This is a genomic window from Pseudotabrizicola sp. L79 (assembly GCF_036553525.1).
GTDB lineage: Bacteria > Pseudomonadota > Alphaproteobacteria > Rhodobacterales > Rhodobacteraceae > Pseudotabrizicola.
The window spans coordinates 167,097-190,234 of record NZ_JAZHDA010000052.1 but is presented as its reverse complement, the minus strand read 5'-3'; the positions used below and the strand labels follow the sequence as shown (position 1 = coordinate 190,234).

The following is a 23,138-nucleotide window of genomic DNA, read 5'->3' as shown; positions in this document are numbered from 1 at the left end:
CGCGCAGCCTAACCAGATGGGCGCAAAAGGAAAGGCCGCCGTCAGATTGTGCGGCGCATCGTGATGCTGGTGGGCCGGTCAAAGCCCGCATGGGCGGTGCGTCCGGTTTCGGTAAAGCCCATGGCCGCAAAGGCGCGCTGATTTTCCACCAGTTCGACGCGCACCTGCAATTCCAGCACCGGCAGCCCCAGGGCCTGCGCCCGGCGCGCCGCCGTGTCGATCAGCCGCCGCGCAAGCCCCTTGCCCCTGTGGGCCGCCGCCACCGCCAGCTTGCCGATATACAGCGCATCGGGTTTGGGCGTCAGAAACATGCAGGCGTCCGGGGGCAGGCCGATCCCCCAGACCTCGCCGCTGGCGGCCTGACGGGCGATGTCATCGGCGGTCAGGCGCAGCATTGACGAGGGCGGGTCGATCCGCCCCTCCATAGAGGCGAATTCCGTCTGGATCAGGTGCAGCAGTACCGACCAGTCGAACGGCTCGGTCGCTTGATAGGGGATCGGGCTGGGGGTTGGGGTCACTTGTGCCATCCGTGCAAAGCCGCCGCTGATCTTGAACCCACCCGCCGCCCGCAACAAGCCCCCACAGGATAGGCCCGCTACGGCCTTGCGCCTTGGTCCGGGCCGCGCCCAAAGGCAGGATGCGTCAATATCTTGGGGATAAGCTGCCGATCTGGTCCAGATGCGGGGGGCTGCGGTTGACTCGGGGCGGCTTGCTGCCGACCATAGCGCCCTTGCTGCGACTCATGAGGGACAGGTTGCGTTTTTCCAAGCTTCGGCTGAACGGCTTCAAAAGCTTTGTCGACCCCACGGATCTGGTGATCCATGAGGGGCTGACAGGCGTGGTCGGTCCGAATGGCTGCGGCAAATCGAACCTGCTGGAGGCGATGCGCTGGGTGATGGGCGAAAACCGCCCCACGGCGATGCGCGGCGGCGGGATGGAAGATGTGATCTTTGCCGGCTCTGGCAGCCGGGGCGCGCGGCATTTCGCCGAAGTCAGCCTGATCATCGACAATCAGGACCGGCTGGCCCCCAGCGGGTTTAACGACGCCGATCAGATCGAGATCACGCGGCGCATCACCCGCGATGCGGGCAGCGCCTACAAGGCGAATTCCAAGGATGTGCGCGCCCGCGATGTGCAGATGCTGTTTGCCGATGCCTCGACCGGCTCGGCCTCTCCGGCGCTGGTGCGGCAGGGGCAGATTTCGGAACTGATCAACGCCAAGCCCAAGGCGCGGCGGCGCATTCTGGAAGAGGCGGCCGGGATCTCGGGCCTTTATGCGCGGCGGCACGAGGCCGAGTTGAAGCTGAACGGGGCCGAGCAGAACCTGTTGCGCGTTGATGATGTGCTGGAAGGTCTGGCCGCGCAACTTGCAACGCTGACACGGCAGGCCCGACAGGCCGCGCGCTATCGCGAGATCGGCGAGGAGTTGCGCCGGTCGGAAGGTATGTTGCTGTTTCGCCGTTGGCGCGAGGCTGAACTGGCGCGGATGGAGGCAGAGGCCTCCCTGCGCGACCGCCTGATTGCGGCGGGCAAAGCCGATGCCGCCGCCCGCGCCGCAGCCAAGGTGCGCGAGGGGCGCGAAGACGCGCTGCCCCCGCGGCGCGAAGAAGAGGCGGTGGCCTCGGCCATTCTGCAACGTCTGGTCTTGCAGCGTGATGCCTTGGGTGATCAAGAGGCCCGCGCCATGCAGTTGATCGAGACGCTGCGGGGGCGCATCGCGCAACTGGGCCGCGATATGGAGCGCGAGGCCGGTCTGAACCGCGATGCAGGCGAAACCATCAGTCGGCTTGACTGGGAAATTGCACAGCTTCAGCGCGCGCATGACGGCCATGAGGACCGGCTGACCGAAGCCGCCGAGGCCGCGCGCGAGGCCGGGGCGCTGCTGTCGGACCGTGAGGCGATGCTGAGCGAAGCCACCGAGGATGCGGCGCGTCTGGCGGCGCGGCACCAATCGGCGCAGCGCTTGCTGTCGGACACCCGCGCCGTGCTGGACCGGGCCGAAGGCGAGGCCATCAAGGCCCGCGATACGGTGGAAACGGCGGGCGAGGCTTTGGCCCTTGCCACCGAGGCGCATGAGGCCGCGCGCGAGGCGCAGGATGAAGCGATGGCGCTGGCCGAAGCCGCCGAAGAGGCGCTGGAGGCGGCCGAAGAGGCCCGCGCCGAGGTGCAGGGCCGCGAGGCCGAGGCACGGGCCGCGCGCGGCGAGGCCGAGGGCGAGGCCAATGCCCTGCGGGCGGAAGTGGCGGCACTGGCACGGCTGGTGGCGCGCGAATCCCAGGCCGGAAACCAGTTGCTTGACCGCCTGACGGTCGAGTCGGGCTATGAAAAGGCACTGGGGGCGGCGCTGTCGGATGATCTGCGCGCGCCAGAGGTGGGCGATGACGCAGGCTCAGGCTGGGCCTTGCTGCCCGGCTATGATCAGGCGGCCGCCCTGCCTGCGGGGGCAGCACCCCTGGCCAGCCATGTCGGCGCCCCGGCGGTTTTGGCGCGGCGGTTGTCGCAGATCGGGCTGGTGGCGCGTGATCAGGGCGCTGCCTTGCAGGCGGATTTGCGCCCCGGTCAGCGTCTGGTCAGCCTTGAGGGCGATTTGTGGCGCTGGGATGGTTTTCGCGCCAGTGCCGAAGATGCCCCCAGCGCCGCCGCCGCCCGCTTGCAACAGTTGAACCGGCTGGTGCAGCTGAAGCGCGATCTGGAAGAGGTGGCCGCCCGTGCCGAAGGCGCAAAACGCGCGCATGAGGCCTTGCAGGCCCGTCTGGCCGATCTGGGCCGGGCCGATCAGATGGCCCGCGATGCGCGCCGCGCCGCTGATCAGCGGGTGGCCGATGCCAACCGTGCCAGCAGCCGGGCCGAGGCGGAAATGTCGATTGCCGGGGGCAAGCTGGAATCTGCCCGTCTTGCCGTGGCGCGGTTCGAAGAAGAGGCGATGTCGGCGCGGTTGCGGATGCGCGAAGCCGAGGCCAGCCGTGCCGAACTGCCCGATCTGGAGGCCGCGCGCGACAAGGTTGAAGCCGCGAAAGTGGTGGTCGAGGCAGCGCGCCTGACCATGCTGACCCGCCGGTCTGCGCATGATGAATTGAAGCGGGAGGGCGAGGCGCGGGTGCGCCGCCGCCAAGAGGCGCAAAAAGAGTTGTCGGGTTGGCGGCACCGTCTGGAAACGGCGGAAAAGCGCACGGCCGAACTGGCCGAACGTCGGGCCGAGACAGAGGAGGAACTGGAAGAGGCCAGCGCCGCCCCCGAAGAAATCGCCGCCAAGCGCGAAGAACTGGGCGAGGCCATCGACGCGGCCGAAGCGCGCCGCCGCAAGGCCGCCGATGCGCTGGCCGAGGCTGAAGCCGCCCTGCGCGATGCGCAACTGGCCGAGCGGGAGGCCGAGCGTCTGTCAGGCGAGGCGCGCGAAGCGCGAGCGCGGGCCGAGGCGCGCAATGATGCAGCCCGCGAAACCGTTGCCTATGCCGCCGAGCGCATCGCCGAAGAGGCCGAGTGCAAGCCCGCCGAACTGCTGGCCAAGCTGGCCGTTGACCCCGATGCCATGCCCGATGCCGAGGCGCTGGATATCGAAGTGCAACGGCTCAAGCGCCAGCGTGACTCGTTGGGGGCGGTGAACCTGCGCGCCGAGGAAGACCTGAAAACGGTGGGCGAAGAACATGGCACGCTGTTGCAGGAAAAGACCGATCTGGAAGAGGCGATCAAGAAACTGCGCGCTGGAATCTCGGGCCTGAACAAAGAGGGGCGCGAACGCCTGCTGACCGCCTTTGAACAGGTGAACGCCAATTTCGCCACGCTGTTCACCCACCTGTTTGGTGGGGGCGAAGCGCGTTTGGTGCTGGTCGAAAGCGATGATCCGCTTGAGGCTGGTCTGGAAATCATGTGCCAGCCGCCGGGCAAGAAACTGGCCGTTTTGTCGCTGTTGTCGGGGGGCGAGCAGACGCTGACGGCGCTGGCACTGATCTTTGGGGTGTTTCTGGCCAATCCCGCCCCGATTTGCGTGCTGGATGAGGTGGACGCGCCCCTGGATGACGCCAATGTGACGCGGTTTTGTGACCTGCTGGATGAAATGACCCGCCGCACCGAGACGCGGTTCCTGATCATCACCCACCATGCCGTGACCATGGCACGGATGGACCGGCTGTTTGGTGTGACCATGGCCGAACAGGGCGTCAGCCAGTTGGTCAGCGTCGATCTGAAAAAGGCCGAGGCGCTGGTGGCATGATCGCGGCGTTGCAAGCGGCGGGCTTTCCTGGGGTCGAGGCCGAGGGCGAAGTGATCCACGCCCGGCTCTGGTCTGCTTCGGTCGAATTTTCCGCAACGCCCGAAGCGGGGGGCTGGCGGCTGGCTGTGCAATGGCCGGTCAGGGCCAGCGCCGCGCAGGTCGACGGATGGAACGCTGCGAACCCGACGGCCCGGATGGATGTGCATCAGGGCGAGACGCGGGTTTCGATGTGGCTGGCAGAGGGTGATGCGGCTGCGGTGCAGCACTGGGCGGCGGTGGCCGAAGCCGCAGTGGCCACGCTGATCGGCTGGCGCCGCAATCAGCGCGCACCGGGCGAAGGGATGTAAAGCCCCCGTCAGCCAAGGCGCCCCAGATGTCGGAACCCATGAGGCTGGCCTTTTGAATCGACCGGTTTGGATCGCCAGGGGCCGCTTACAATTTGCGCAGGCGATCCCCCAGACGGACGATGCCGTCTTGCTCGACCGAACACAGCACGCCGCGCAATCGAAGCGGTGGATGGCCGGGGGCCTTGACCCAGTCTTTGGCATCTTTGCCGTAGCGGACCTTCCATTTCACGCAAGCGTCGTTAAAGGCATCTGACACCCGCACCACCGCCGTTCCGGCCTGCAACAGCGTGCCCGCAGGCAGGTTGGCCTCGGACATGTCCAGATCGGCCACGATCGTATCGCCCGGATGGGGCTGCCCCTCGCGGTCGCGCCAGACCAGATCCATCACCCGCAACGGCAGGATCGACACCTGAATGCGTGGGTCCGGGCTGCCATCAGGCAGCTTCATCCATGGGGCGGTCAGCCACCGCTCTCCGGGCACGCCCTGATCACGGGTCAGGGTCAGGCTGTCTGGAAACTGGCGCTGATTAAAGGCCGGGCGAAAGCACAGGCCGTCAATCCGGGCATCGGTCTTGGGCGCCGCCAGCACCTGTGGCAGCGCCGCCATCAGTTCGGCCATGGTCACGGGATCAGAGGGCATTCAACAACTCCACGGTTGGCCAGGCATCAGCGGGAAGGCCCAGCCTGATCTGTTCCTTTTGCACGGCCGCCCGCGTGCCGGCCCCCAAAATCCCGTCGATCTTGCCAACGTCATGGCCCAGGGCTGCCAGCTTTTCTTGCAGGCGCATCATCTGCTGGTCATCCAGCCCGGGGTCTGGGTTGCCCGCATCATAGGGGCTGGCCCCTTGCAGGCGCGTGGCGAAATAGGCCCCGGTCAGCACATAGGTAAAGCTTTGGTTCCAGTCGAACAACGTGCGGAAATTCTGATAGGCCAGAAAGGCAGGCCCATTGCGACCCTGCGGCAAGATCAGGCTGGCATTGCCTTGTGGCAGGTCTGCCTTGCCTGTCACCCCCATGGCCTGCCAGTCAGACAGCGGCTTTTGCACATCCAGCCCGGTCTGCGCCCAATCCATCCGGGCGGGAACGGTAACTTCGGCCAGCCAGGGTTGCCCGGCCTGCCAGCCGTGGTGCTGCAACAACCGCGCGCCCGACATCAGCGCATCAGCAACCGAGGTTTTCAACGTGACATGCCCGTCACCATCGCCATCGACGCCGCGTTCCAGAATGTCATAGGGCAGCATCTGCACCATGCCGATTTCGCCAGCCCAGGCCCCGGTGGTATCGGTTGGAAAATCGCCGCGTGCATGCAGGGCGATGGCCGCCAGAATTTGCGGCTGAAACAACTCGGGGCGGCGGCAATCATGGCCCAGGGTGACCAGCGCGTCACGGGTGTTGAAATCGCCCTGCACCTGCCCGTAATCCGTCTCAAAGGCCCAAAAGGCCAGCAGAATGCCGCGTGGCACGCCAAATTCGGCCTCGGCCCGGTCAAAGATCGCAGCATGACGCTGGGCCAATGCGCGGCCCGTGTCGATGCGGTTCTGGCTGATCAGGCGGCGCGAAAAGTCGATGAAATTCATCCGAAACACGCCTTGGCTGCGGTCGCGGGCCAACACCCGGTCGTCGATCCGCGCGCCGCGCAGGTAACTGCGGGCGGCCTCTTCGGGCAGGCCTTGGGCCACGGCCTCGGCCGTGATGGCGGCGGTGAAATCAGACAGGGGGCCACCACAGGGGGCGGCAAGGGCGGGGCTGGCCAGCAGCAACAGGGGAATGATCAAGCGCATGGGCCCGACGTTAGACAAGTGCCGTGATCGCCACAATCCCCAGCATCATCGCCCAGGCCCGCCAAAGTGCGGCGCAGGCCGCATCAATCTGGTCGGGGCCGGGCTGTCGGTTGCCTTCGGGGTGGACCCATGGGAAATCCGTGGTTTTTCCGTGATACGCGCGTGGTCCGGACAAAGCCACATCCAGCACCACGGCCATGGCCGCCTCGGGCCAGCCGGCATTGGGGCTGCGGTGCAGGGGGGCGTCGCGCAGAATGGGGGCCGGGTCGGTATGACCATGCGACAGCGCGATCAGGGCAGCGGTCAGCCGCGCCGGGATCAGGTTCAACAGATCGTCAAACCGCGCGGCGGCCCAGCCGAACTCCTCGTGCCGTGGGGTGCGGTGGCCGATCATGCTGTCGGCGGTATTGGTGATCTTATACAGCATCAGCCCCGGCAGGCCCGCGATCAGAAACCAGAAGGCGGGGGCAATCACCCCGTCTGACAGGTTTTCAGCCGCGCTTTCGATCGCGGCGCGCGACACGGCGGCCTGATCCAGTGCCGCCGTATCGCGGCCCACGATCATCGACACGGCAAACCGGCCCCCCGGCAACGACAGCCGCAGCGCATCGGCGACGGCGCGCACATGCTGCACCAAGGATTTCTGCGCCAGCAGGATGGCTGTCACGATCACCTCTAGCACCCCGAAATCAGGCACCAGCGCGATCAGTTGGCCCAAGGCCAGCGCGGCCAGCCCCAGCGCCCCCATCGCCGCCGCACCCTTGGCCCGGCGGTAGGGGCCTGCGTTGAACCGCTTGTCCATATAGCCCACGGCGCGGCCCATCAGAACCGCCGGATGCGGCCAGCGGTTCCACAGCGCCTTGGGTTCCCCCAGCAGCGCGTCCAGCAGCATGGCCAGGATCAGCGTCATGCGAGGGCCGCCGTCAGCCGTGCCCAGTCGGCCTGCGGGCCGGGCAGGCCCAGCCGCAGCCAACGCGACGAATAGGGGAAAATGCGGGTCCAGATCTGGTGGCGGGCCAGACGGTCTTGCCACTGTGCGGCATCTTCGGTGTCATACAGGCGGAACAGCGTTGTGCCGCCCACCAGCGACACGCCCGCCCCGGCCATCAGCGCATCCAGCCGCGCGGCATCCGCCGCCAGCCGCGACCGGGTGGCCGCAGCCCAGGCCGTGTCATTCAGCGCCTGTGCGCCGATGTGCAGCGCGGGGCCGGACACGGGCCAAGGCCCCATCATCTGCGCCAAGGGGCCGATCAGGGCAGGGTCGCCAATGGCAAAACCAAGCCGCAGCCCGGCAAGGCCCCAGAATTTGCCAAAGCTTTTCAGAACGATCACACCGGGGCGGGTGGCATGGCTGATCAGGCTGGCCTCCGGGGCGACATCACAAAAGCTTTCGTCGATCACGGTCAGGGCGGCTTGGGGGGCGTCAAAGAACCGCCCGTCGGGATTGTTGGGGTGCACGATCACGGCCGCCTCGATGGCCGCCGCCCCTGCCACCTTGGCCGGGCCGGAAACCGCCTGCCAGCCGGCTGCGGCAAAGGCGCGGCCATGTTCGTTATAGGTGGGCCCCGCAATGCTGACCCGCGCGGCCGGGGCCAGGGCGGGAATGCGCGCGATCAGCGCCGAACAGCCCGGCGCCGCCAGAACCGCCGCATCCGCAGGCACCTGCCAGAACTGGCGGGCCGCTGTCACCAGCGCCGTTTGCGCGGCCTGATCTGGCAGGGCCGCCCAGGCCTGCGCGGGCAGGGCCAGCACCGGATAGGGCAGCGGGTTGATGCCGGTTGACAGGTCGATCCACGAGGCGCGCGGGCCACCCCAGCGCGCCGCAGCGGCATCGACGCCCCCGCCATGATCTGGCTGCTGATTGGCCTGTGCCACGCGACTCACCCTGTGCCTTTGCCCCTTGCGGTGCCGATTGATCTGATTTTTCAGGCCGATACAACGCCTTCGCACCGGCCAACGGCGGCCTGAATGCGACAAATTCGGCACGAACCGTGCAGAAACGGGCTACCCGCAGGGGCTGTTACATGGTTGACTTGATTTTAACCAATGCTGGCGCAGAGTTACGATGGGAGCGGCTGGAGGCGAAGATGTTGGAATTTCTGCCAAGCGAAATCAGCGAGGGGCTGGACAAGGCCCGCAAGGCCCAGGCCAAACGCAAATCGCGCCTGCGGGTCCAGGTGGGCGAGGCGGTTTTTCCAGTGCTGCGCCTGTGGCAGAATGGCCTTGCCCTTGATGCTGATCTGACACCGCATCTGCGTGGGCTGGTCGATGTCTATGATGGCAGCCGCCATGTGCTGGAATGCCTGATCGTGGCCTCGGCGGTGGAAAACGGCGAATTGGTCTGCGACTTCAAACGCTCGACCGCGGTCCTGGACAAGGCCCCGCTGGATTTCTGGCGTGAAGAAAACGCGCCCATCGCCCTGTTGCCCAAGGCCTGATCTGGCGCGGGCCAGCCATTGGCCCCAAGGGGTGATTGACCTTTGCGTCTGCGCTTTCTAAGCCCTCAGGCGACAGGAGAGACAATGACCCAAAACCTTGCGCCCAAACTTTTCGCCTATACCGATGGTGCCTGTTCCGGAAACCCCGGCCCGGGTGGCTGGGGGGCCTTGCTGATTGCACGGGATGGCGACCGGGTTCTGAAAGAGCGTGAGCTTTCGGGCGGTGAGGCCGATACCACCAACAACCGGATGGAATTGATGGCTGCGATCTCGGCGCTGGAATCCTTGTCGCGCGCCAGCGAAATCACCGTGGTCACGGACAGCGCCTATGTGAAAAACGGTGTGACGGGCTGGATTCATGGCTGGAAGCGCAATGGCTGGCGCACGGCAGACAAGAAACCGGTCAAGAATGTCGAATTGTGGCAGCGGCTGGATGAGGCACAGGCCCGCCACAAGGTGGAGTGGCGCTGGATCAAGGGCCATGCCGGCCATGAGGAAAACGAACGTGCCGATGCGCTGGCCCGCGCCGGGATGGCGCCGTTCAAGCCCGCAAAGGCCGCCCCATGACGGCCGCCGAGGGGCTGCGCGCCCTGTTGCCCTTTCTGGATTATGCCAGTGTGGCGATCTTTGCCCTGACGGGGGCCTTGGTGGCCAGTCGGGCGCAGTTGGATGTGGTGGGCTTTATCTTCATTGCCTGCCTGACGGCGACGGGGGGCGGCACCTTGCGCGATGTGATGCTGGACCGCCCGGTGTTCTGGATCGTTGATCCGGTGATGCTGGCCGTGGCCAGTGCGGCGGCGGTGATCGTGTTTCTGACGGCGCATCGGCTGGAAAGCCGCTATCGCGCCATTCTGTGGCTGGATGCCTTTGCGCTGGCCGTGGCGGTGCCGGCCGGTGTGGCGGCGGCACTGGCCCAAGGGGCGGGCTGGCCGGTCATTCTGGTGATGGGCATGATCACCGGTTGCATGGGCGGGCTGATGCGCGATGTCGTTTGCAACGAAGTGCCCCTGGTGCTGAAGCAGGGAGAGCTTTATGTAACCTGTGCCTTTGCCGGGGCCTTGGCTGTTGTGCTGCTGGCCCTGATTGGGGTGCAGGGGGGCACGGCGCTGCTGGCCTGTGCGGCGGTGACGCTGTGTCTGCGGGCGGGCAGTCTGGCCCTGGGCTGGAAGCTGCCGGTCTATAAATCGCACCCGCCGCGCACCAATCCGCCCAAGCGATAAGGCCACGGGGGCCTATCTGAAATAGCTGCGCCACAGCCAGATCAGGATCATCGCCCCCAGGACGGCCCCGATAAAACCCGCGGCCCAGCCTGTCAGCATCATCACAAAGCGCAACGTCATGCCGCCGATCAGCGCCCCGCCGATGCCGATGGCAATCGTGGTGGGCACATCGGTGGTCACCTTCATGATCCGCGTCGCCAGAAACCCGGCAGCGGCCCCGATGATGATCAGAGCAAGGATCGGCATGGCACGGCCTTTCGCTGGGCCGGGGGCCTGTGCCCCCGGCGCTTGGTTCTCAATAGCAGTAATTGCCGCCATAGGTATAGTTCGAACAGATCTGCATCCGCCGCGTGCCTTCGGTGGCGGCATCTTCGACCAGTGCCAGCAGGGCGGCATCATCGCCCGCGGCATCGCGCGCAGCGGCCAAAGCCGCCTCTTTCGACGTGACCTCGCCCCCCGGTGTTCCCATATCGCCCCCCAGATCGGCCCGCAGGCGGATGGCGGCAAGGATCAGAACCGGGTCTTTGCGCGCGATACCGGCGGCGATCAACTGTTCGCTGAGCACGATCTGTTCCAGAACGGCGGCGGTGGGGGCGGCATCTTCGGCAAAGCTGGGGAAAGCTGTTGCCAGGGCAAGGGTGGCGGTCAGGAAAAAGGATTTCATGGTATCTCCCAAGGCTGGATTGCCCGGTGATGTTCGCGCCCAAACTGCAAACCGTCAACCATAAGGGCCCGCATGACGGGATTTGTCACCCGATGCAGTCGGGCAGCGACAGGCCCTTCAACACCTCGGCGGCGGGCATGGGGCGCTTGCCCTGCCGCTGCGCCTCGGTCACCTCGATCGCGCCTGTGCCGCAGGCGATGGTAAAGCCGCGCAACACCGTGCCGGGCAGCCCCGCGCCACTGGCCAGACGCGAGCGCAGCAGTTTGATCCGTTCGCCCTGCACCTCGACCCATGCGCCGGGAAAGGGCGACAGGCCCCGGATCAGCCGATCAACCGTTTCGGCAGATTGGGTGAAATCGACCCGCGCCTCGGCCTTGTCGATCTTGGCGGCATAGGTCACGCCCTGATCAGGCTGGGGCACGGGCTGCAAATCAGGCAACTGCGCCAGCGCTTGCACGATCAGCCCGGCCCCCATCGCCGACAAACGGTCATGCAGATCGGCGGTGGTTTCCTCGGGGCCGATGGCCGTGGCCGCGCGCAGCAGCACCGGGCCAGTGTCCAGCCCTGCCTCCATCTGCATGATGCAGATGCCGGTTTCCGCATCCCCCGCCATGATCGCGCGGTGAATGGGCGCCGCCCCGCGCCAGCGCGGCAGCAGGCTGGCGTGAATGTTCAGGCAGCCATGGCGCGGCGCATCCAGCACCGCCTGTGGCAGGATCAGCCCATAGGCCACCACCACCGCCACATCGGCCCCCAGGGCGGCAAAGTCGGCCTGATCCTGGGCCGAGGTCAGCCGCTGCGGGTGGCGCACCGGCAGGCCCAAGGCCAGCGCGCGGGCATGAACCGCAGTCGGGCGGTCGGCCTTGCCGCGCCCGGCGGGGCGGGGGGGCTGGGTGTAAACCGCCACCACATCATGCTGGGCCGCCAGCGCCTCAAGCACCGGCACCGAAAACTCGGGCGTTCCCATGAAAACGATTTTCATCCGCGCTTCCTGTATTTTTCGGCCCGCGCCACCAGCATCTTGCGTTTCAGCGGCGACAGATGGTCAAAATACATCTTGCCCGCCAGATGGTCGATCTGATGCTGCACGCTGGTGGCCCACAGGCCGACAAAATCGCGCTCCTCCACCTCTCCGGCCGCGTTCAGGAACTGCACCGTCACGGCGCGGGGCCGCCGGATCACGGCCGAGACGCCGGGCAGGTTGGGGCTGGCTTCCTCATGTTCGCGCAATTGCCCGCTGGCATGCAGCACAATCGGGTTGGCCATGCGCACCGCTTGCCCCCGCTGGGTCGAGCAATCGACAACGGCAAGGCGCAGCGGCACCCCGATCTGCACCGCCGCCAGACCATAGCCCGGCATCGCCTCCATTGTGTCGATCATATCGGCCCAGATGGCGCGCACATCATCGGTGATGGCGTCAACATCGCTGGCTGGGGTTTTCAGCACCGGATGGGGCCAGGGCAGGCAGGGGCGGGCGGTCATGCTTGGGTCCGATCGGCATAAACGGCTTCGGCCACGCGCCGCGCCGCGGGGGACAGGCGGTCAAAGGTGACGATGCCCTGAAGATGGTCATATTCATGTTGGGCGCAGATCGCGGCAAAGCCGGTCAGATGCTGATCATGGCGCTGCCCGTCCAGCCCTGTCCAGCCCAGCCGGATCTCGGTGGCGCGGGCCACCTCGGTGGTGACACCGGGAATGGAAAGACACCCCTCGGGGCCGGGTTGCAGCGTATCAGACCGCCACAAGATGTCTGGGTTGATGCAGACAAGGGGTGCGCGGGTGCCCTCTTTCCATGTGGTGTCCATCACGAACAGGCGCCGCAAAACCCCCACCTGAGGCGCGGCAAGGCCACGGCCGGGGGCGGCATACATGGTGTCCAGCATATCCTGCGCCAACTGCTGCACCTGCGCATCAATCGCCTTGATCGCGGTGCAAACGCTGGCAAGGCGGGCGTCGGGCCACAGCACAAGGGGCAGAACGGCCATATCAGACCGAGGCCTGACGCGCCCGTTCGCGCTTTAGCTTTTCCATCTTGCGGGTGATCATCTGCCGCTTCAGCGGGCCCAGATAGTCGATGAACAGCTTGCCATCCAAATGGTCGATCTCGTGCTGCACGCATGTGGCCCACAGGCCGTCGAACTGTTCTTCCTGCGGGGCCCCGGTGGCATCCTGCCATGTCACGCGCACAGTCTCGGGGCGCTTGACCTCGGCATATTGATCGGGGATCGACAGGCATCCTTCCTCATAGACGGACTGGTCTTCTGACGACCAGACGATCTGCGGGTTGATCAGAACCATCGGGCGCGGCGGGCCGTCCTTGATGCAATCCATCACCAGAACGCGCTTCATCACGCCGATCTGCGGCGCGGCAAGGCCAATGCCCGGCGCATCATACATGGTTTCCAGCATATCCTGCGCCAATTCGGCCAAATCCGGGGTGAATTCGGCCACTGGATCACAGGGCTTCTTGAGGCGCGAGTCGGGATGGATCAAGATGGGGCGGATCATGCGCCAGAAATACGGCGCAGCCCCCGGTTTCGCAAGAGTGCAGCGGGTTGGGAAATTTGTTCGCATATTTTTGATATATTTGGAATATTATACCGTAAAAATTGGTTGAAATGGAAGTCTGTTCCGATTAATTTGCAAAACTTGGAAATATAAACTCTTACCGCCTTGGGGCCCAGCATGAGCTTTGACGACCAGATCGACCGTTTTGGAACCCATTCCGTAAAATGGGACATGATGAGCCGCCTCTACAGCGTGCCCGCCGACAAGGGGCTGGCGATGTGGGTGGCCGATATGGACTTTCGCCCCCCCCATGCGGTGCAGGCCGCGGTCGAGAAAATGGCCGCGCATGGCGTTTACGGCTATTACGGCGACGATGCCAGCTATCTGGATGCGATCCGCTGGTGGATGGACACGCGCCACGGTTGGGCGGTTGACCCCAAGCATATCTTCACCACCCATGGGTTGGTGAACGGCACGGGCCTTGTGGTGCAAAGCTTTACCCAGCCGGGTGACGGTGTGGTGCTGATGACGCCTGTTTATCACGCCTTTGCCCGCACGATCAAAGCGGCGGGCCGTCGGGTGGTGGAATGTAACCTGGCGCTGGTCGATGGGCGTTATCAGATGGATTTCGCGGCTTGGGATGCCCAAATGACCGGGGCCGAAAAGATGCTGATCCTGTGTTCACCCCATAACCCCGGTGGTCGGGTCTGGACACAAGAGGAGTTGCGCGCCACGGCCGATTTCTGCAAGCGCCATGACCTGATCCTGGTGTCGGATGAGATTCACCATGATCTGCTGATGCCGGGCCATCAGCACCACGTCATGCCCAATGTTGCGCCCGATATTGCCGATCGTCTGGTGATGATGACGGCAGCCACCAAAACCTTCAACATCGCAGGCAGCCACACGGGCAATGTCATCATCGCGGATGATGCCTTGCGGGCGCGCTTTGCCGCCACGATGATGGCGCTTGGCATTTCGCCGAACTCTTTTGGGCTGAACATGGTCGAGGCCGCCTATTCGCCCGAAGGTGCGGCCTGGGTTGATGATTTGACCCAGTATCTGGATGGCAACCGCAAGATCTTTGACGCCGGCATTGCCGCCATTCCGGGCCTGAAATCCATGCCGCTTGAGGCCACCTATCTGTCATGGGTGAATTTTGCCGATACCGGCATGGCCCCGGCGGAATTCAAGGCACGGGTTGAACAGGGCGCGATGATCGCCGCCAACCATGGCGAAACCTTTGGCTCGGGCGGGGAAAGCTATCTGCGGTTCAACATCGCCACGCCGCGCGCCAATGTGGAACAGGCCGTGGCGCGGTTGCAAAAGGCCTTTGCTGATCTGCAATAGGCACATCGGGGTGCGTCAAGCGCCCCGTTCCTACCGCCCGGTTAAGATTGGCACGGCAAGGCAGATCAGCACCACCGCCGTCAGCCCGGCGCGCATCCGCAGCCACCAGTTAGGGGCGGTGCCCTGCTTCCAGAAATGCCAATCCAGCAGCAACAGCCCGGCAAAGCCCGCAGCAAGGTTGACAGCGGCATCGGCGGGGTCGCCGTTCACCATGAAAAACGCCCACAGCGCCGGGATCACCGACAGCACATAGCTGATCGCGGCATCCTCGTCTTCGGCCTTGGTGGCAAACCCCCACAGCACGCCCGACATGAACGACAAGATCACCGTGCCGTATGTCAGGCTAAGGTAAGTGCCGGTGAACAGCGGGCCGAACTGATTGGCGCCAAAGCCCGCCAAAGCCGGTGACAACACCGAAAGCGCGCCCCAGACAAACGGGATCAGCCCTGCCAACCCAAGGGCCAGCGCCGATTTCGGAATGGGTTCCAACGCATCTCCCCCGAGTTGCTGCCTCTGGGGGCGACATTAGCCTTGGGCGAGCCTTGGTCCAGTGCCGAGCGGCAAATCAGTGCCGGTGTTGCGCCCCTGCCGCGTGCAGGCCGTGCCTAGGCCGGTTCGCGCAAGATGCGGGGCACCTTGAATTCCACGTTCTCGACCGCGGTTTCCACCCGCTCGACCTGCAGGTCAAATCGTTGGGCAAAGGCGTCGATCACCTCATTCACCAGCACTTCGGGCGCGCTGGCCCCGGCCGTGATGCCGATCGCGGTGATGCCATCCAGCGCGCGCCAGTCGATCTCGGCGGCCCGTTGGATCAGCTGGGCATAAGTGCACCCGGCCGTGCGCCCGACCTCGACCAGACGTTTCGAGTTGGACGAATTCGGCGCCCCGATCACCAGCAGCGCGTCAATCCGGGGGGCCATCGCCTTGACCGCCATCTGCCGATTGGTGGTGGCATAGCAGATATCGTCATGTGCAGGCACCAGAATGGCCGGGAACCGCGCCACCAGCGCCGCCGCAATATCTGCCGTGTCATCCACCGACAGCGTGGTTTGCGTGATATAGGCCAGCTTTTGCGGATCGCGCACCTGCAACCGCGCCACATCCTGCACCGTTTCCACCAGCAAAACCTCGCCGGGGGGCAGCTGGCCCATGGTGCCCACGGTTTCGGGGTGGCCTTCGTGCCCGATCATGATCAGTTGCAGGCCGTTTTCATGGTGCCGCGCGGCCTCGTTATGCACCTTGGTGACCAGCGGGCAGGTCGCATCCACAGCAATCATCTCGCGCCGCGCGGCCTCGGCGGGCACGGCCTTGGGCACGCCATGGGCCGAAAACACCACCGGGCGGTCTGGTGGGCAATCGTCCAGCTCCTCGACAAAAACCGCCCCTTTGGCGCGCAGACCATCGACCACGAATTTGTTGTGCACGATTTCATGGCGCACGTAGACGGGCGCGCCCCATTTCTCGATCGCCAGTTCCACGATGCGGATGGCGCGGTCAACGCCTGCGCAAAAGCCACGGGGCGCGGCCAGATACAGGGTCAGCGGGGGGCGGGGCGGCATGGCATGTCTCCGTCGTCTGATGGGCATCAGTTAGCGCATTCTGATGGCCACGGCAAAGCGCTTTACCAGATCCACAGCCGTGCCAGCAGGGTGGCCGCCCCATCGCCCAGCAGCGCCACGGCGATGTAACGCAGCGTCTTGGCCAGGGCCACCAGCGCCAGAAAGCGGCCAAAGGGCACGCGCAGCACCCCCGCCAGCGCCACGATCAGATCCCCGCCGGGTGCCCAACTGACCAACAGCGCCCACAGGCCCCAGCGTTGAAACCACCGCTCGGCCCGGCCCAGTTGATCGGGGCGCACCGGAAACCATCTGGCCCCCCGTGCCCCGCCAAGGCCCCGGCCCGCCGCATAGGTGACGCATGACCCCAGCGTATTGCCGACCGAGGCCACGATCACCAACAGCCAGACGGCAATGCTGCCGCCCGCCATCAGGCCCAGAAACACGATTTCAGATTGAAAGGGCAGGGGGGTGGCGGCCAGAAACGCCGCCATGAACAGCCCGAACAGCGATGCAGCAACCATAGTGACCCCGATCTGATCGCCCGGCCATAGCTGCCCCCAACGGGTGCTGCAATGAAAAGGGGCACCAACGGCGCCCCTTTCTGATCACTTTACGTCAACCATCCGCTCTTCGCTGTCGGCGGGGCGCGGATCACGCGGTGGACGCCCGATCACATCGCGCAATTCATCCAGTTCGATGAAATTGTCGGCCTGGCGGCGCAGTTCATCGGCGATCATCGGCGGCTGGCTGCGGATGGTCGAGACGACCGAAACGCGCACGCCCTGCCGTTGCAGGCTTTCGACCAGCGGGCGGAAATCCCCATCGCCCGAGAACAACACGATGTGATCGACGCGGGGGGCAAGTTCCATGGCATCGACGGTCAGTTCGATGTCCATGTTCCCCTTCACCTTCCGGCGGCCTTGGCTGTCGGTATATTCCTTGGCGGGCTTCGTCACCATGTTAAAGCCGTTGTAGTGCAGCCAATCAACCAGAGGTCGAATCGGGGAATATTCGTCATTCTCCAGCAAGGCGGTGTAGTAGAAGGCGCGCAGCAACTTGCCGCGGCGCATGAATTCCTGCCGAAGAAGTTTGTAGTCGATGTCAAACCCAAGCGACTTGGCTGCCGCATAAAGGTTTGATCCGTCTATGAACAGGGCAAGCCGTTCGTCCTTGTAAAACATCTAAATTTCCCCTCAAAAATGCTGCCCAAAAGGCGATGGCCTGCGAAAACGGTGGTGTTATTTCGACAAGCCGGCCAAACAGGCCTGCGTGTCTTAGGGTGCGCCCAGTGTAGCCACAAGCCAGTCTATACATAAGAGTAATAAAGTTGACGTTACGGACCATACACAGTTTCGTTGCCCTTGGGGCCAATACACCTTTGGGCGAGTTGTCGCCCGATCAGGTGATCCAGCAGGCGCTTTTGCGTCTGACGGATGAGGGCCTGCCCGTTGTGCAGCAAAGCCCGCTGTACCGCACGCCCTGTTTTCCGGCGGGCGCGGGGCCTGACTATGTGAACGCCGCCGCCGCCGTGTCGGTTCCCGATGGCATGACACCCGATCATGTGCTGGCCGCGCTGCACCGGGTTGAGGCCGCCTTTGGCCGTGTGCGCAGCTTGCGCTGGGGGCAGCGCACCCTGGACATCGATCTTCTGGCAATGGCGGATCTGGTGCTGCCTGACGCGGCCGAACAGGCGCGGTGGCGCGGCCTTTCCGCTGCTGATCAGGCCCGTCTTGCGCCTGACCGGCTGATCCTGCCGCACCCCCGTCTGCAAGATCGTGCCTTTGTTCTAGTGCCCTTGGCCGATATCGCGCCCGACTGGGTGCATCCGGCGCTGGGCCTGTCGGTTCGGCAGATGCTGGCGGCCCTTTCGCAGCAAGATCGCGCAGATGTGCGGCTTTTTCGCTGACAGCGGGGTTGTCAAGCCCCGCCATCACGCGTAGTAAAGCCCTTTACATGCCCCCAAAAGCGACTGGAGCAGATCATGGCCCGCGTGACGGTTGAAGATTGCGTTGACAAGGTTCCGAACCGGTTCGAACTGGTGATGCTTGCCGCCCATCGGGCGCGTGAGATTCAGTCCGGCTCGCCGCTGACGATCGAACGTGACAATGACAAGAACCCCGTTGTCGCCCTGCGCGAAATCGCCGACGAAACCCAATCGGCCGAGGTTCTGCGCGAGCGCATGATCGAAAGCTATCAAACCCAGATTGAGGTTGATGAGCCTGAAGACGATCAGATGGCTTTGTTGATGTCGGGTGAGATCGACCGCCCGATGCAGGATGACATGTCGGAAGAAAAGCTGTTGCGCGCCCTGATGGAAGCGCAAGGCGAGAACTGAGAACAGAGGTCGGCCAAGCGCGAATATGATCGACGTCGAAGACCTGGTCGCCCTTGTCCACAACTACAATCCGCGCAGCAATGCCGATCTGATTCGCAAGGCCTATGCCTATGGCATGGCCATGCACGAAGGCCAGATGCGCAAATCGGGTGAACCCTATTTCACCCATCCGGTCGCCGTGGCCGCGATCCTGACAGAACAGCGGTTGGATGATGCGACCATCATCACCGCCCTGTTGCATGACACGATCGAAGACACCCGATCCACCTATACCGATATTGTCGATAAATTCGGCACCGAGGTGGCGGAACTGGTCGATGGCGTCACCAAGCTGACCAACCTGCAACTTTCCAGCACCGAAAGCCAGCAGGCCGAGAATTTCCGCAAGCTGTTCATGGCCATGTCCAAGGATCTGCGGGTGATTCTGGTCAAGCTGGCCGACCGCCTGCACAACATGCGCACGATCAAGTCGATGCGTCTGGAAAAGCAGGCGCAAAAGGCGCGTGAGACGATGGAAATCTATGCCCCGCTAGCCGGGCGCATGGGTATGCAGTGGATGCGCGAAGAACTGGAAGACCTTGCCTTCAAGGTTCTGAACGCCGATGCGCGCAATTCGATCATCCGCCGGTTTCTGACCTTGCAGCGCGAATCGGGCGATGTGGTGCACAAGATCACCGCCGACATCCGGTCTGAACTGGATCGGGTCGATATTGATGCCACCGTCTATGGCCGCGCGAAAAAGCCCTATTCGATCTGGCGCAAGATGCAGGAAAAGGATCTGGCCTTTTCGCGTCTGTCCGACATTTACGGGTTTCGCGTGATCTGCGAATCCGTGGCCGATTGTTACCGCATTCTGGGCGTGATCCACCAACGCTGGCGCGCTGTGCCGGGCCGGTTCAAGGATTACATCAGCCAGCCCAAATCGAACGGCTATCGGTCGATTCACACCACTGTGTCGGGCCGCGATGGCAAGCGGGTCGAGGTGCAGATCCGCACCCGCCAGATGCACGAAGTGGCCGAGGCCGGTGTGGCGGCGCATTGGTCCTATCGCGAAGGCGTGCGCGCGCAAAACCCCTTTGCCGTCGATCCCGCCCGCTGGATCGCGGGTCTGACCGAACGGTTCGACGAAGGCGACCACGACGAGTTTCTTGAGCACGTCAAGCTTGAGATGTATTCCGATCAGGTCTTTTGCTTTACCCCCAAGGGCGATGTGATCCAGCTTCCGCGCGGTGCGACACCCCTTGATTTCGCCTATGCCATCCACACCCGCATCGGCAATTCCACGGTTTCGGCCAAGGTGGATGGCATCCGCGTGCCGCTGTGGACGCGGCTGAAAAACGGCCAGTCGATCGAGATCATCACCGCCGAAGGCCAATTGCCGCAATCCAGCTGGATCGACATCGTAACGACGGGCCGCGCCAAGGCGGCCATCCGCAAATCGCTGCGCGACGAAGATCGCGGCCGGTTTATCAAGCTGGGCAATGAACTGGCCCGCGCGGCCTTTGACCACATCGGCAAAAAGGCCAGCGACAAGGCCCTTCGCACCGCCGCCAAGATGCTGGGCCTGAACGACGAGATGGATCTGCTGGCCCGGCTTGGCTCTGCCGAACTGACGGCGCGGCGGGTGGTCGAGACGCTGTATCCCGAACTTGCCCGCGCCGACCTGCCCGAGGTGGACAGCGCCCGCCCGGTTCTGGGCCTGTCGGACGATCAGGTGTTCCGCCGCGCCCCGTGCTGCCAGCCGTTGCCGGGTGAACGCATCGTCGGCATCACCTATCGCGGCAAGGGCATCGTGGCCCATTCCATTGATTGCCCGGCTTTGGCCGAATTTGAGGATCAGACCGAACGCTGGGTCGATCTGTCCTGGCATGCGGGCCGACATGCGGCGGTGAATACGGTAACGGTGGAACTGACCATCGCCAATGATGCCGGGGTCTTGGGGCGGATCTGCACCCTGATCGGCGAACAAAAGGCCAATATCTCGGATCTGACCTTTGTTGATCGCAAGCCTGACTTCTATCGGCTTTACATTGACGTTGACCTGCGGGATGTCGAACACCTGCACATGGTCATGACGGCGCTTGAGGCCGAGACCGACGTCGCGCAGGTGTCGCGCCACCGCGACATGACACGCAAACCCTGACAAGGTCACAAGACCGCAGGGAACCGGGGGGAGGGGCCAAAGTGGTCTTCAGGCGGCGCAAAAAGCGCACGATCCTTGAATGGCTTTATCCGCGCGGCGGCTGGTTCCGCGCCGGAAGTTACATTTGGCACCGCCTGACCCGGCTGCCAGACCCGCCGCACCGCATCGCGCGGGGCGTCTGGGCGGGGGTCTTCATCTCGTTCACCCCTTTGTTCGGCTTTCATTTCTTTGGCGCGGCCCTGTTGGCCTGGATCATGCGGGGGAATTTTCTGGCCGCCATCCTTGCCACCTTCTTTGGCAACCCGATCACCTTTCCGCTGATCGCCTTTGGCTCGGTCAAGCTGGGCCACCTGCTTTTGGGCACCGGGCGCGAGGCCGTGCCCCCCAGCGAAATCCTGTCTGCCTTTGCCTTTGCCGGGGGCGAGGTCTGGAACAACATCCTTGCCATTTTCACCAGCGATGTCGCCAAGTGGTCGCATCTTGCGCATTTCTACTATGGCCTGTTCAAACCCTATCTGGTGGGCGGCCTCTTGCCCGGCATCGTTGCGGCGACGCTGTGCTATTACATCAGCCTGCCGATGATCGCGGCCTATCAGGCCCTGCGGCAAAAGCGCCGCCGGGCGCGGGCCGAAAAGCTGCGCAGCCTTGCCGCACAACGCCTGCGGGCCAAGGCGGCGGCTGATGATGACAGGGCAGATGACGACAGGGCCGGGGAAACCTAGGGCCGGGCAAAGCGAGGCGCGGGCTGTATCGGGCACAAATCTGGGCTGGTGCGCCGCGTCATTTGTCCTAAAGTTTGGCACAAGGCAAAACTTGGGGGCCAAGAGAAAACTTGGGGGAATTGAGATGACCATGGGCAAGCTGCGGTTGGGCGTCAACATCGACCATGTGGCCACCTTGCGCAACGCGCGGGGCAGCGCCTGGCCTGATCCGCTGCGCGCGGCCCTTCTGGCCGAGGCGGCGGGGGCCGATGGCATCACCGCCCATCTGCGCGAAGACCGCCGCCATATCCGCGATGCCGATATCGTGGCGCTTCGGGCCGGGATCGGCATTCCGTTGAACTTTGAATGCGCCGCCACCGATGAAATGCAGGCCATTGCGCTGCAAACCCGGCCCCATGCGGTTTGCCTTGTGCCCGAACGCCGCGAGGAGCGCACCACCGAAGGCGGGCTGGATGTGGCGGGCGATCAGGCCCGGCTGACCGAATATCTGAAACCGCTGCGCGATGCGGGCTGTCGGGTCAGCATGTTCATCGGCCACGATCCCCGCCAGATCGAGGCCAGCGCGCGCATCGGTGCCGCCGTGGTGGAACTGCATACCGGCCATTACAGTGACCTGCACGCCGAGGGCCGCGAGGACGAGGCCGAGGCCGAACTGGAGGCGCTGCGCAAAGCGGCGGCCATGGCCCATGGGCTGGGCCTTGAGGTGCATGCCGGCCACGGCCTGACCTTTGCCAATGTCGCCCCCATCGCTGCCATGCCCGAGGTGATGGAGCTGAACATCGGCCATTTCCTGATCGGAGAATCCGTCTATATCGGCCTTGGCCGCGCCATCGAGGAGATGCGCCACCGGATGGACGCCGCCCGTGGGTGACGCGTGCTGAAACCTGCCCCCGCAAGGGCCGCCCCGCCCGCCGCTTTGTTGCCTTTGGGGGCCGGGCTGCGTGTCGTGGCGCGGGGGACGGCGGCGCTGCTGGCGCTGTGGTGGCCCATGGGGGCCGTGGCCCAGGTTGTCACGCCCTGTGATTGGCAGGTTTCGGCTGAAAATCTGGCCGAACCGTGGGAAGACAACACCCGCACCTTTGCCAATGGCGCGATCCGGCTTGCCGTGCTTGATACCGCCGAACCTGCCGCCGCAGCGTTTCATCTGTTGGTGCTGTCGCCGCCGGTTGATATGTTGGGCCTGCGCCAGTGCCGGGTGGTTGCGATGCCCGGCCCCACCGGCTTTGGCTTTCTGACGTTGCAGGGGGCCACCGCCGCCTATGATCCGGCGCGCGGTCTGACGGTCACGCTGTCTGGCGGCACCTATGATGATCGCGGCCAACCGGTTGCGGGCACAGTGCGCGTCACCATCAATCAGGCCACGGGCCAGATCACCGCCAATCTGGACCAGCGCCAATGATTCTGGGCATCGGCAGCGATCTTGCCAATATCGACCGGATCGAGGCGGTTCTTGCCCGCCACGGCCAGCGCTTCAAGGATCGGGTGTTCACCGACCGCGAACAGGCCAAGGCCGAAAGCCGCCCGCGCGCCATCGCCGCCACCTATGCCAAACGCTGGGCCGCCAAAGAGGCCTGCTCCAAGGCGCTGGGCACGGGGCTGCGCATGGGCATTTCGTGGAAGGACATGGCCGTGTCAAACCTGCCCACCGGCCAGCCCGTGATGGCCGTCAGCGGCTGGGCCGCGCTGCGCTTGCGCGAGATGACGCCCGAGGGCCATGAGGCGGTGATCCATGTCACCCTGACCGATGATCACCCTTGGGCACAGGCCTTTGTGGTGATCGAAGCCCGGCCAATCCCGAAAGGGTGAGGCCGCTTCGCTTGACTCACAAGGCAAGGGGGCGCATGTAGCGGCGCGATCCCAA

The 23,138-nt window shown here is 64.5% G+C and carries 28 protein-coding genes; 13 read left to right on the top strand and 15 right to left on the bottom strand.

Annotated elements, in window-relative coordinates; translation table 11 throughout:
• Nucleotides 1-41: 41 nt before the first annotated feature.
• Nucleotides 42-518 (bottom strand): GNAT family N-acetyltransferase, encoded by a 477-nt coding sequence (locus V3C85_RS14105; protein WP_331795797.1) that lies wholly within the window; start codon nt 516-518, stop codon nt 42-44.
• A 236-nt stretch (nt 519-754) separates the two neighbouring features.
• On the opposite strand from V3C85_RS14105, the gene smc reads away from it, so the two are divergent.
• Both smc and V3C85_RS14095 read left to right on the top strand, forming a co-directional pair.
• Nucleotides 755-4,210 (top strand): chromosome segregation protein SMC, encoded by a 3,456-nt coding sequence (gene smc, locus V3C85_RS14100; RefSeq protein WP_331795796.1) that lies wholly within the window; start codon nt 755-757, stop codon nt 4,208-4,210.
• Nucleotides 4,207-4,557: a hypothetical protein gene (locus V3C85_RS14095; protein ID WP_331795795.1), complete on the top strand. Its 351-nt coding sequence runs from the start codon at nt 4,207-4,209 to the stop codon at nt 4,555-4,557. Before smc ends, V3C85_RS14095 begins: the two co-directional genes overlap by 4 nt.
• A gap of 85 nt (nt 4,558-4,642) precedes the next feature.
• Here V3C85_RS14095 and V3C85_RS14090 read toward each other — a convergent pair whose 3' ends face one another.
• The 4 genes from V3C85_RS14090 to cobD are packed head-to-tail and all read right to left on the bottom strand — an operon-like array spanning nt 4,643 to nt 8,213.
• The gene (locus tag V3C85_RS14090; protein WP_331795794.1) at nt 4,643-5,197 is read right to left on the bottom strand and encodes an MOSC domain-containing protein; all 555 of its coding nucleotides are present in this window, start codon (nt 5,195-5,197) and stop codon (nt 4,643-4,645) included.
• Nucleotides 5,187-6,338 carry a lytic murein transglycosylase gene (locus tag V3C85_RS14085; RefSeq protein WP_331795793.1) on the bottom strand — a complete coding sequence of 384 codons (1,152 nt, stop codon included), beginning with the start codon at nt 6,336-6,338 and terminating at the stop codon, nt 5,187-5,189. Before V3C85_RS14085 ends, V3C85_RS14090 begins: the two co-directional genes overlap by 11 nt.
• Nucleotides 6,339-6,348: 10 nt before the next feature.
• On the bottom strand, nt 6,349-7,248 hold the full coding sequence (gene cbiB, locus V3C85_RS14080) for an adenosylcobinamide-phosphate synthase CbiB (RefSeq protein WP_331795792.1): 900 nt from the start codon (nt 7,246-7,248) through the stop codon (nt 6,349-6,351).
• Nucleotides 7,245-8,213: a threonine-phosphate decarboxylase CobD gene (cobD, locus tag V3C85_RS14075; RefSeq protein ID WP_331795791.1), complete on the bottom strand. Its 969-nt coding sequence runs from the start codon at nt 8,211-8,213 to the stop codon at nt 7,245-7,247. Before cobD ends, cbiB begins: the two co-directional genes overlap by 4 nt.
• A 212-nt stretch (nt 8,214-8,425) precedes the next feature.
• Between cobD and V3C85_RS14070 the strand changes: the two genes are divergently transcribed.
• From V3C85_RS14070 to V3C85_RS14060, 3 genes are all read left to right on the top strand, one after another.
• Nucleotides 8,426-8,776, top strand: a complete 351-nt coding sequence (locus tag V3C85_RS14070; protein WP_331796040.1) for a hypothetical protein — start codon at nt 8,426-8,428, stop codon at nt 8,774-8,776.
• An 84-nt stretch (nt 8,777-8,860) separates the two neighbouring features.
• Nucleotides 8,861-9,343 (top strand): ribonuclease HI, encoded by a 483-nt coding sequence (gene rnhA / locus V3C85_RS14065; protein WP_331795790.1) that lies wholly within the window; start codon nt 8,861-8,863, stop codon nt 9,341-9,343.
• Nucleotides 9,340-9,996, top strand: coding sequence for a trimeric intracellular cation channel family protein (locus V3C85_RS14060; RefSeq protein ID WP_331795789.1), 657 nt, complete (start codon nt 9,340-9,342; stop codon nt 9,994-9,996). The genes rnhA and V3C85_RS14060 overlap by 4 nt, the downstream gene beginning before the upstream one ends.
• Nucleotides 9,997-10,008: 12 nt before the next feature.
• Here the strand turns inward: V3C85_RS14060 and V3C85_RS14055 are convergent, their stop codons facing one another.
• The 6 genes from V3C85_RS14055 to def (V3C85_RS14030) all read right to left on the bottom strand — a co-directional run bounded on the left by V3C85_RS14055 (nt 10,009) and on the right by def (V3C85_RS14030) (nt 13,168).
• On the bottom strand, nt 10,009-10,242 hold the full coding sequence (locus tag V3C85_RS14055) for a GlsB/YeaQ/YmgE family stress response membrane protein (protein ID WP_331795787.1): 234 nt from the start codon (nt 10,240-10,242) through the stop codon (nt 10,009-10,011).
• 49 nt (nt 10,243-10,291) lie between these two features.
• On the bottom strand, nt 10,292-10,660 hold the full coding sequence (locus V3C85_RS14050) for a hypothetical protein (RefSeq protein WP_331795786.1): 369 nt from the start codon (nt 10,658-10,660) through the stop codon (nt 10,292-10,294).
• Between the two features lie 85 nt (nt 10,661-10,745).
• Nucleotides 10,746-11,642 (bottom strand): methionyl-tRNA formyltransferase, encoded by an 897-nt coding sequence (gene fmt, locus V3C85_RS14045; RefSeq protein WP_331795785.1) that lies wholly within the window; start codon nt 11,640-11,642, stop codon nt 10,746-10,748.
• Nucleotides 11,639-12,142, bottom strand: a complete 504-nt coding sequence (def, locus tag V3C85_RS14040; RefSeq protein WP_331795784.1) for a peptide deformylase — start codon at nt 12,140-12,142, stop codon at nt 11,639-11,641. Before def (V3C85_RS14040) ends, fmt begins: the two co-directional genes overlap by 4 nt.
• Nucleotides 12,139-12,645 carry a peptide deformylase gene (gene def / locus V3C85_RS14035; RefSeq protein WP_331795782.1) on the bottom strand — a complete coding sequence of 169 codons (507 nt, stop codon included), beginning with the start codon at nt 12,643-12,645 and terminating at the stop codon, nt 12,139-12,141. Before def (V3C85_RS14035) ends, def (V3C85_RS14040) begins: the two co-directional genes overlap by 4 nt.
• Nucleotide 12,646: 1 nt before the next feature.
• Nucleotides 12,647-13,168 (bottom strand): peptide deformylase, encoded by a 522-nt coding sequence (gene def / locus V3C85_RS14030; RefSeq protein ID WP_331795781.1) that lies wholly within the window; start codon nt 13,166-13,168, stop codon nt 12,647-12,649.
• A gap of 177 nt (nt 13,169-13,345) precedes the next feature.
• Here def (V3C85_RS14030) and V3C85_RS14025 point away from each other — a divergent pair, with 177 nt between their 5' ends.
• Nucleotides 13,346-14,518 carry a MalY/PatB family protein gene (locus V3C85_RS14025; RefSeq protein ID WP_331795779.1) on the top strand — a complete coding sequence of 391 codons (1,173 nt, stop codon included), beginning with the start codon at nt 13,346-13,348 and terminating at the stop codon, nt 14,516-14,518.
• Nucleotides 14,519-14,548: 30 nt separating this feature from the next.
• Here the strand turns inward: V3C85_RS14025 and V3C85_RS14020 are convergent, their stop codons facing one another.
• The 4 genes from V3C85_RS14020 to V3C85_RS14005 form a co-directional block, all read right to left on the bottom strand.
• On the bottom strand, nt 14,549-15,007 hold the full coding sequence (locus V3C85_RS14020; RefSeq protein WP_331795777.1) for a DUF3429 domain-containing protein: 459 nt from the start codon (nt 15,005-15,007) through the stop codon (nt 14,549-14,551).
• 116 nt (nt 15,008-15,123) lie between these two features.
• Nucleotides 15,124-16,077, bottom strand: coding sequence for a 4-hydroxy-3-methylbut-2-enyl diphosphate reductase (gene ispH, locus V3C85_RS14015; RefSeq protein ID WP_331795776.1), 954 nt, complete (start codon nt 16,075-16,077; stop codon nt 15,124-15,126).
• Nucleotides 16,078-16,139: 62 nt separating this feature from the next.
• Nucleotides 16,140-16,598: a YqaA family protein gene (locus V3C85_RS14010; protein ID WP_331795775.1), complete on the bottom strand. Its 459-nt coding sequence runs from the start codon at nt 16,596-16,598 to the stop codon at nt 16,140-16,142.
• An 84-nt stretch (nt 16,599-16,682) separates the two neighbouring features.
• Nucleotides 16,683-17,258 carry a LabA-like NYN domain-containing protein gene (locus V3C85_RS14005; RefSeq protein WP_331795774.1) on the bottom strand — a complete coding sequence of 192 codons (576 nt, stop codon included), beginning with the start codon at nt 17,256-17,258 and terminating at the stop codon, nt 16,683-16,685.
• A 146-nt stretch (nt 17,259-17,404) separates the two neighbouring features.
• On the opposite strand from V3C85_RS14005, the gene folK reads away from it, so the two are divergent.
• The 7 genes from folK (at nt 17,405) to acpS (ending at nt 23,083) form a co-directional block, all read left to right on the top strand.
• Complete coding sequence (folK, locus tag V3C85_RS14000) at nt 17,405-17,983, top strand: 2-amino-4-hydroxy-6-hydroxymethyldihydropteridine diphosphokinase (RefSeq protein ID WP_331795773.1); 579 nt, start codon at nt 17,405-17,407, stop codon at nt 17,981-17,983.
• Nucleotides 17,984-18,058: 75 nt separating this feature from the next.
• Complete coding sequence (rpoZ, locus tag V3C85_RS13995; protein WP_331795772.1) at nt 18,059-18,412, top strand: DNA-directed RNA polymerase subunit omega; 354 nt, start codon at nt 18,059-18,061, stop codon at nt 18,410-18,412.
• A 25-nt stretch (nt 18,413-18,437) separates the two neighbouring features.
• On the top strand, nt 18,438-20,555 hold the full coding sequence (locus tag V3C85_RS13990) for a RelA/SpoT family protein (RefSeq protein ID WP_331795771.1): 2,118 nt from the start codon (nt 18,438-18,440) through the stop codon (nt 20,553-20,555).
• Nucleotides 20,556-20,596: 41 nt separating this feature from the next.
• The gene (locus tag V3C85_RS13985) at nt 20,597-21,277 is read left to right on the top strand and encodes a DUF2062 domain-containing protein (RefSeq protein ID WP_331795770.1); all 681 of its coding nucleotides are present in this window, start codon (nt 20,597-20,599) and stop codon (nt 21,275-21,277) included.
• A 130-nt stretch (nt 21,278-21,407) separates the two neighbouring features.
• Nucleotides 21,408-22,148 carry a pyridoxine 5'-phosphate synthase gene (locus V3C85_RS13980; protein ID WP_331796038.1) on the top strand — a complete coding sequence of 247 codons (741 nt, stop codon included), beginning with the start codon at nt 21,408-21,410 and terminating at the stop codon, nt 22,146-22,148.
• Nucleotides 22,149-22,151: 3 nt separating this feature from the next.
• Nucleotides 22,152-22,676, top strand: a complete 525-nt coding sequence (locus tag V3C85_RS13975; RefSeq protein ID WP_331795769.1) for a hypothetical protein — start codon at nt 22,152-22,154, stop codon at nt 22,674-22,676.
• Nucleotides 22,673-23,083: a holo-ACP synthase gene (acpS, locus tag V3C85_RS13970; RefSeq protein ID WP_331795768.1), complete on the top strand. Its 411-nt coding sequence runs from the start codon at nt 22,673-22,675 to the stop codon at nt 23,081-23,083. Before V3C85_RS13975 ends, acpS begins: the two co-directional genes overlap by 4 nt.
• Nucleotides 23,084-23,138 lie beyond the last annotated feature (55 nt).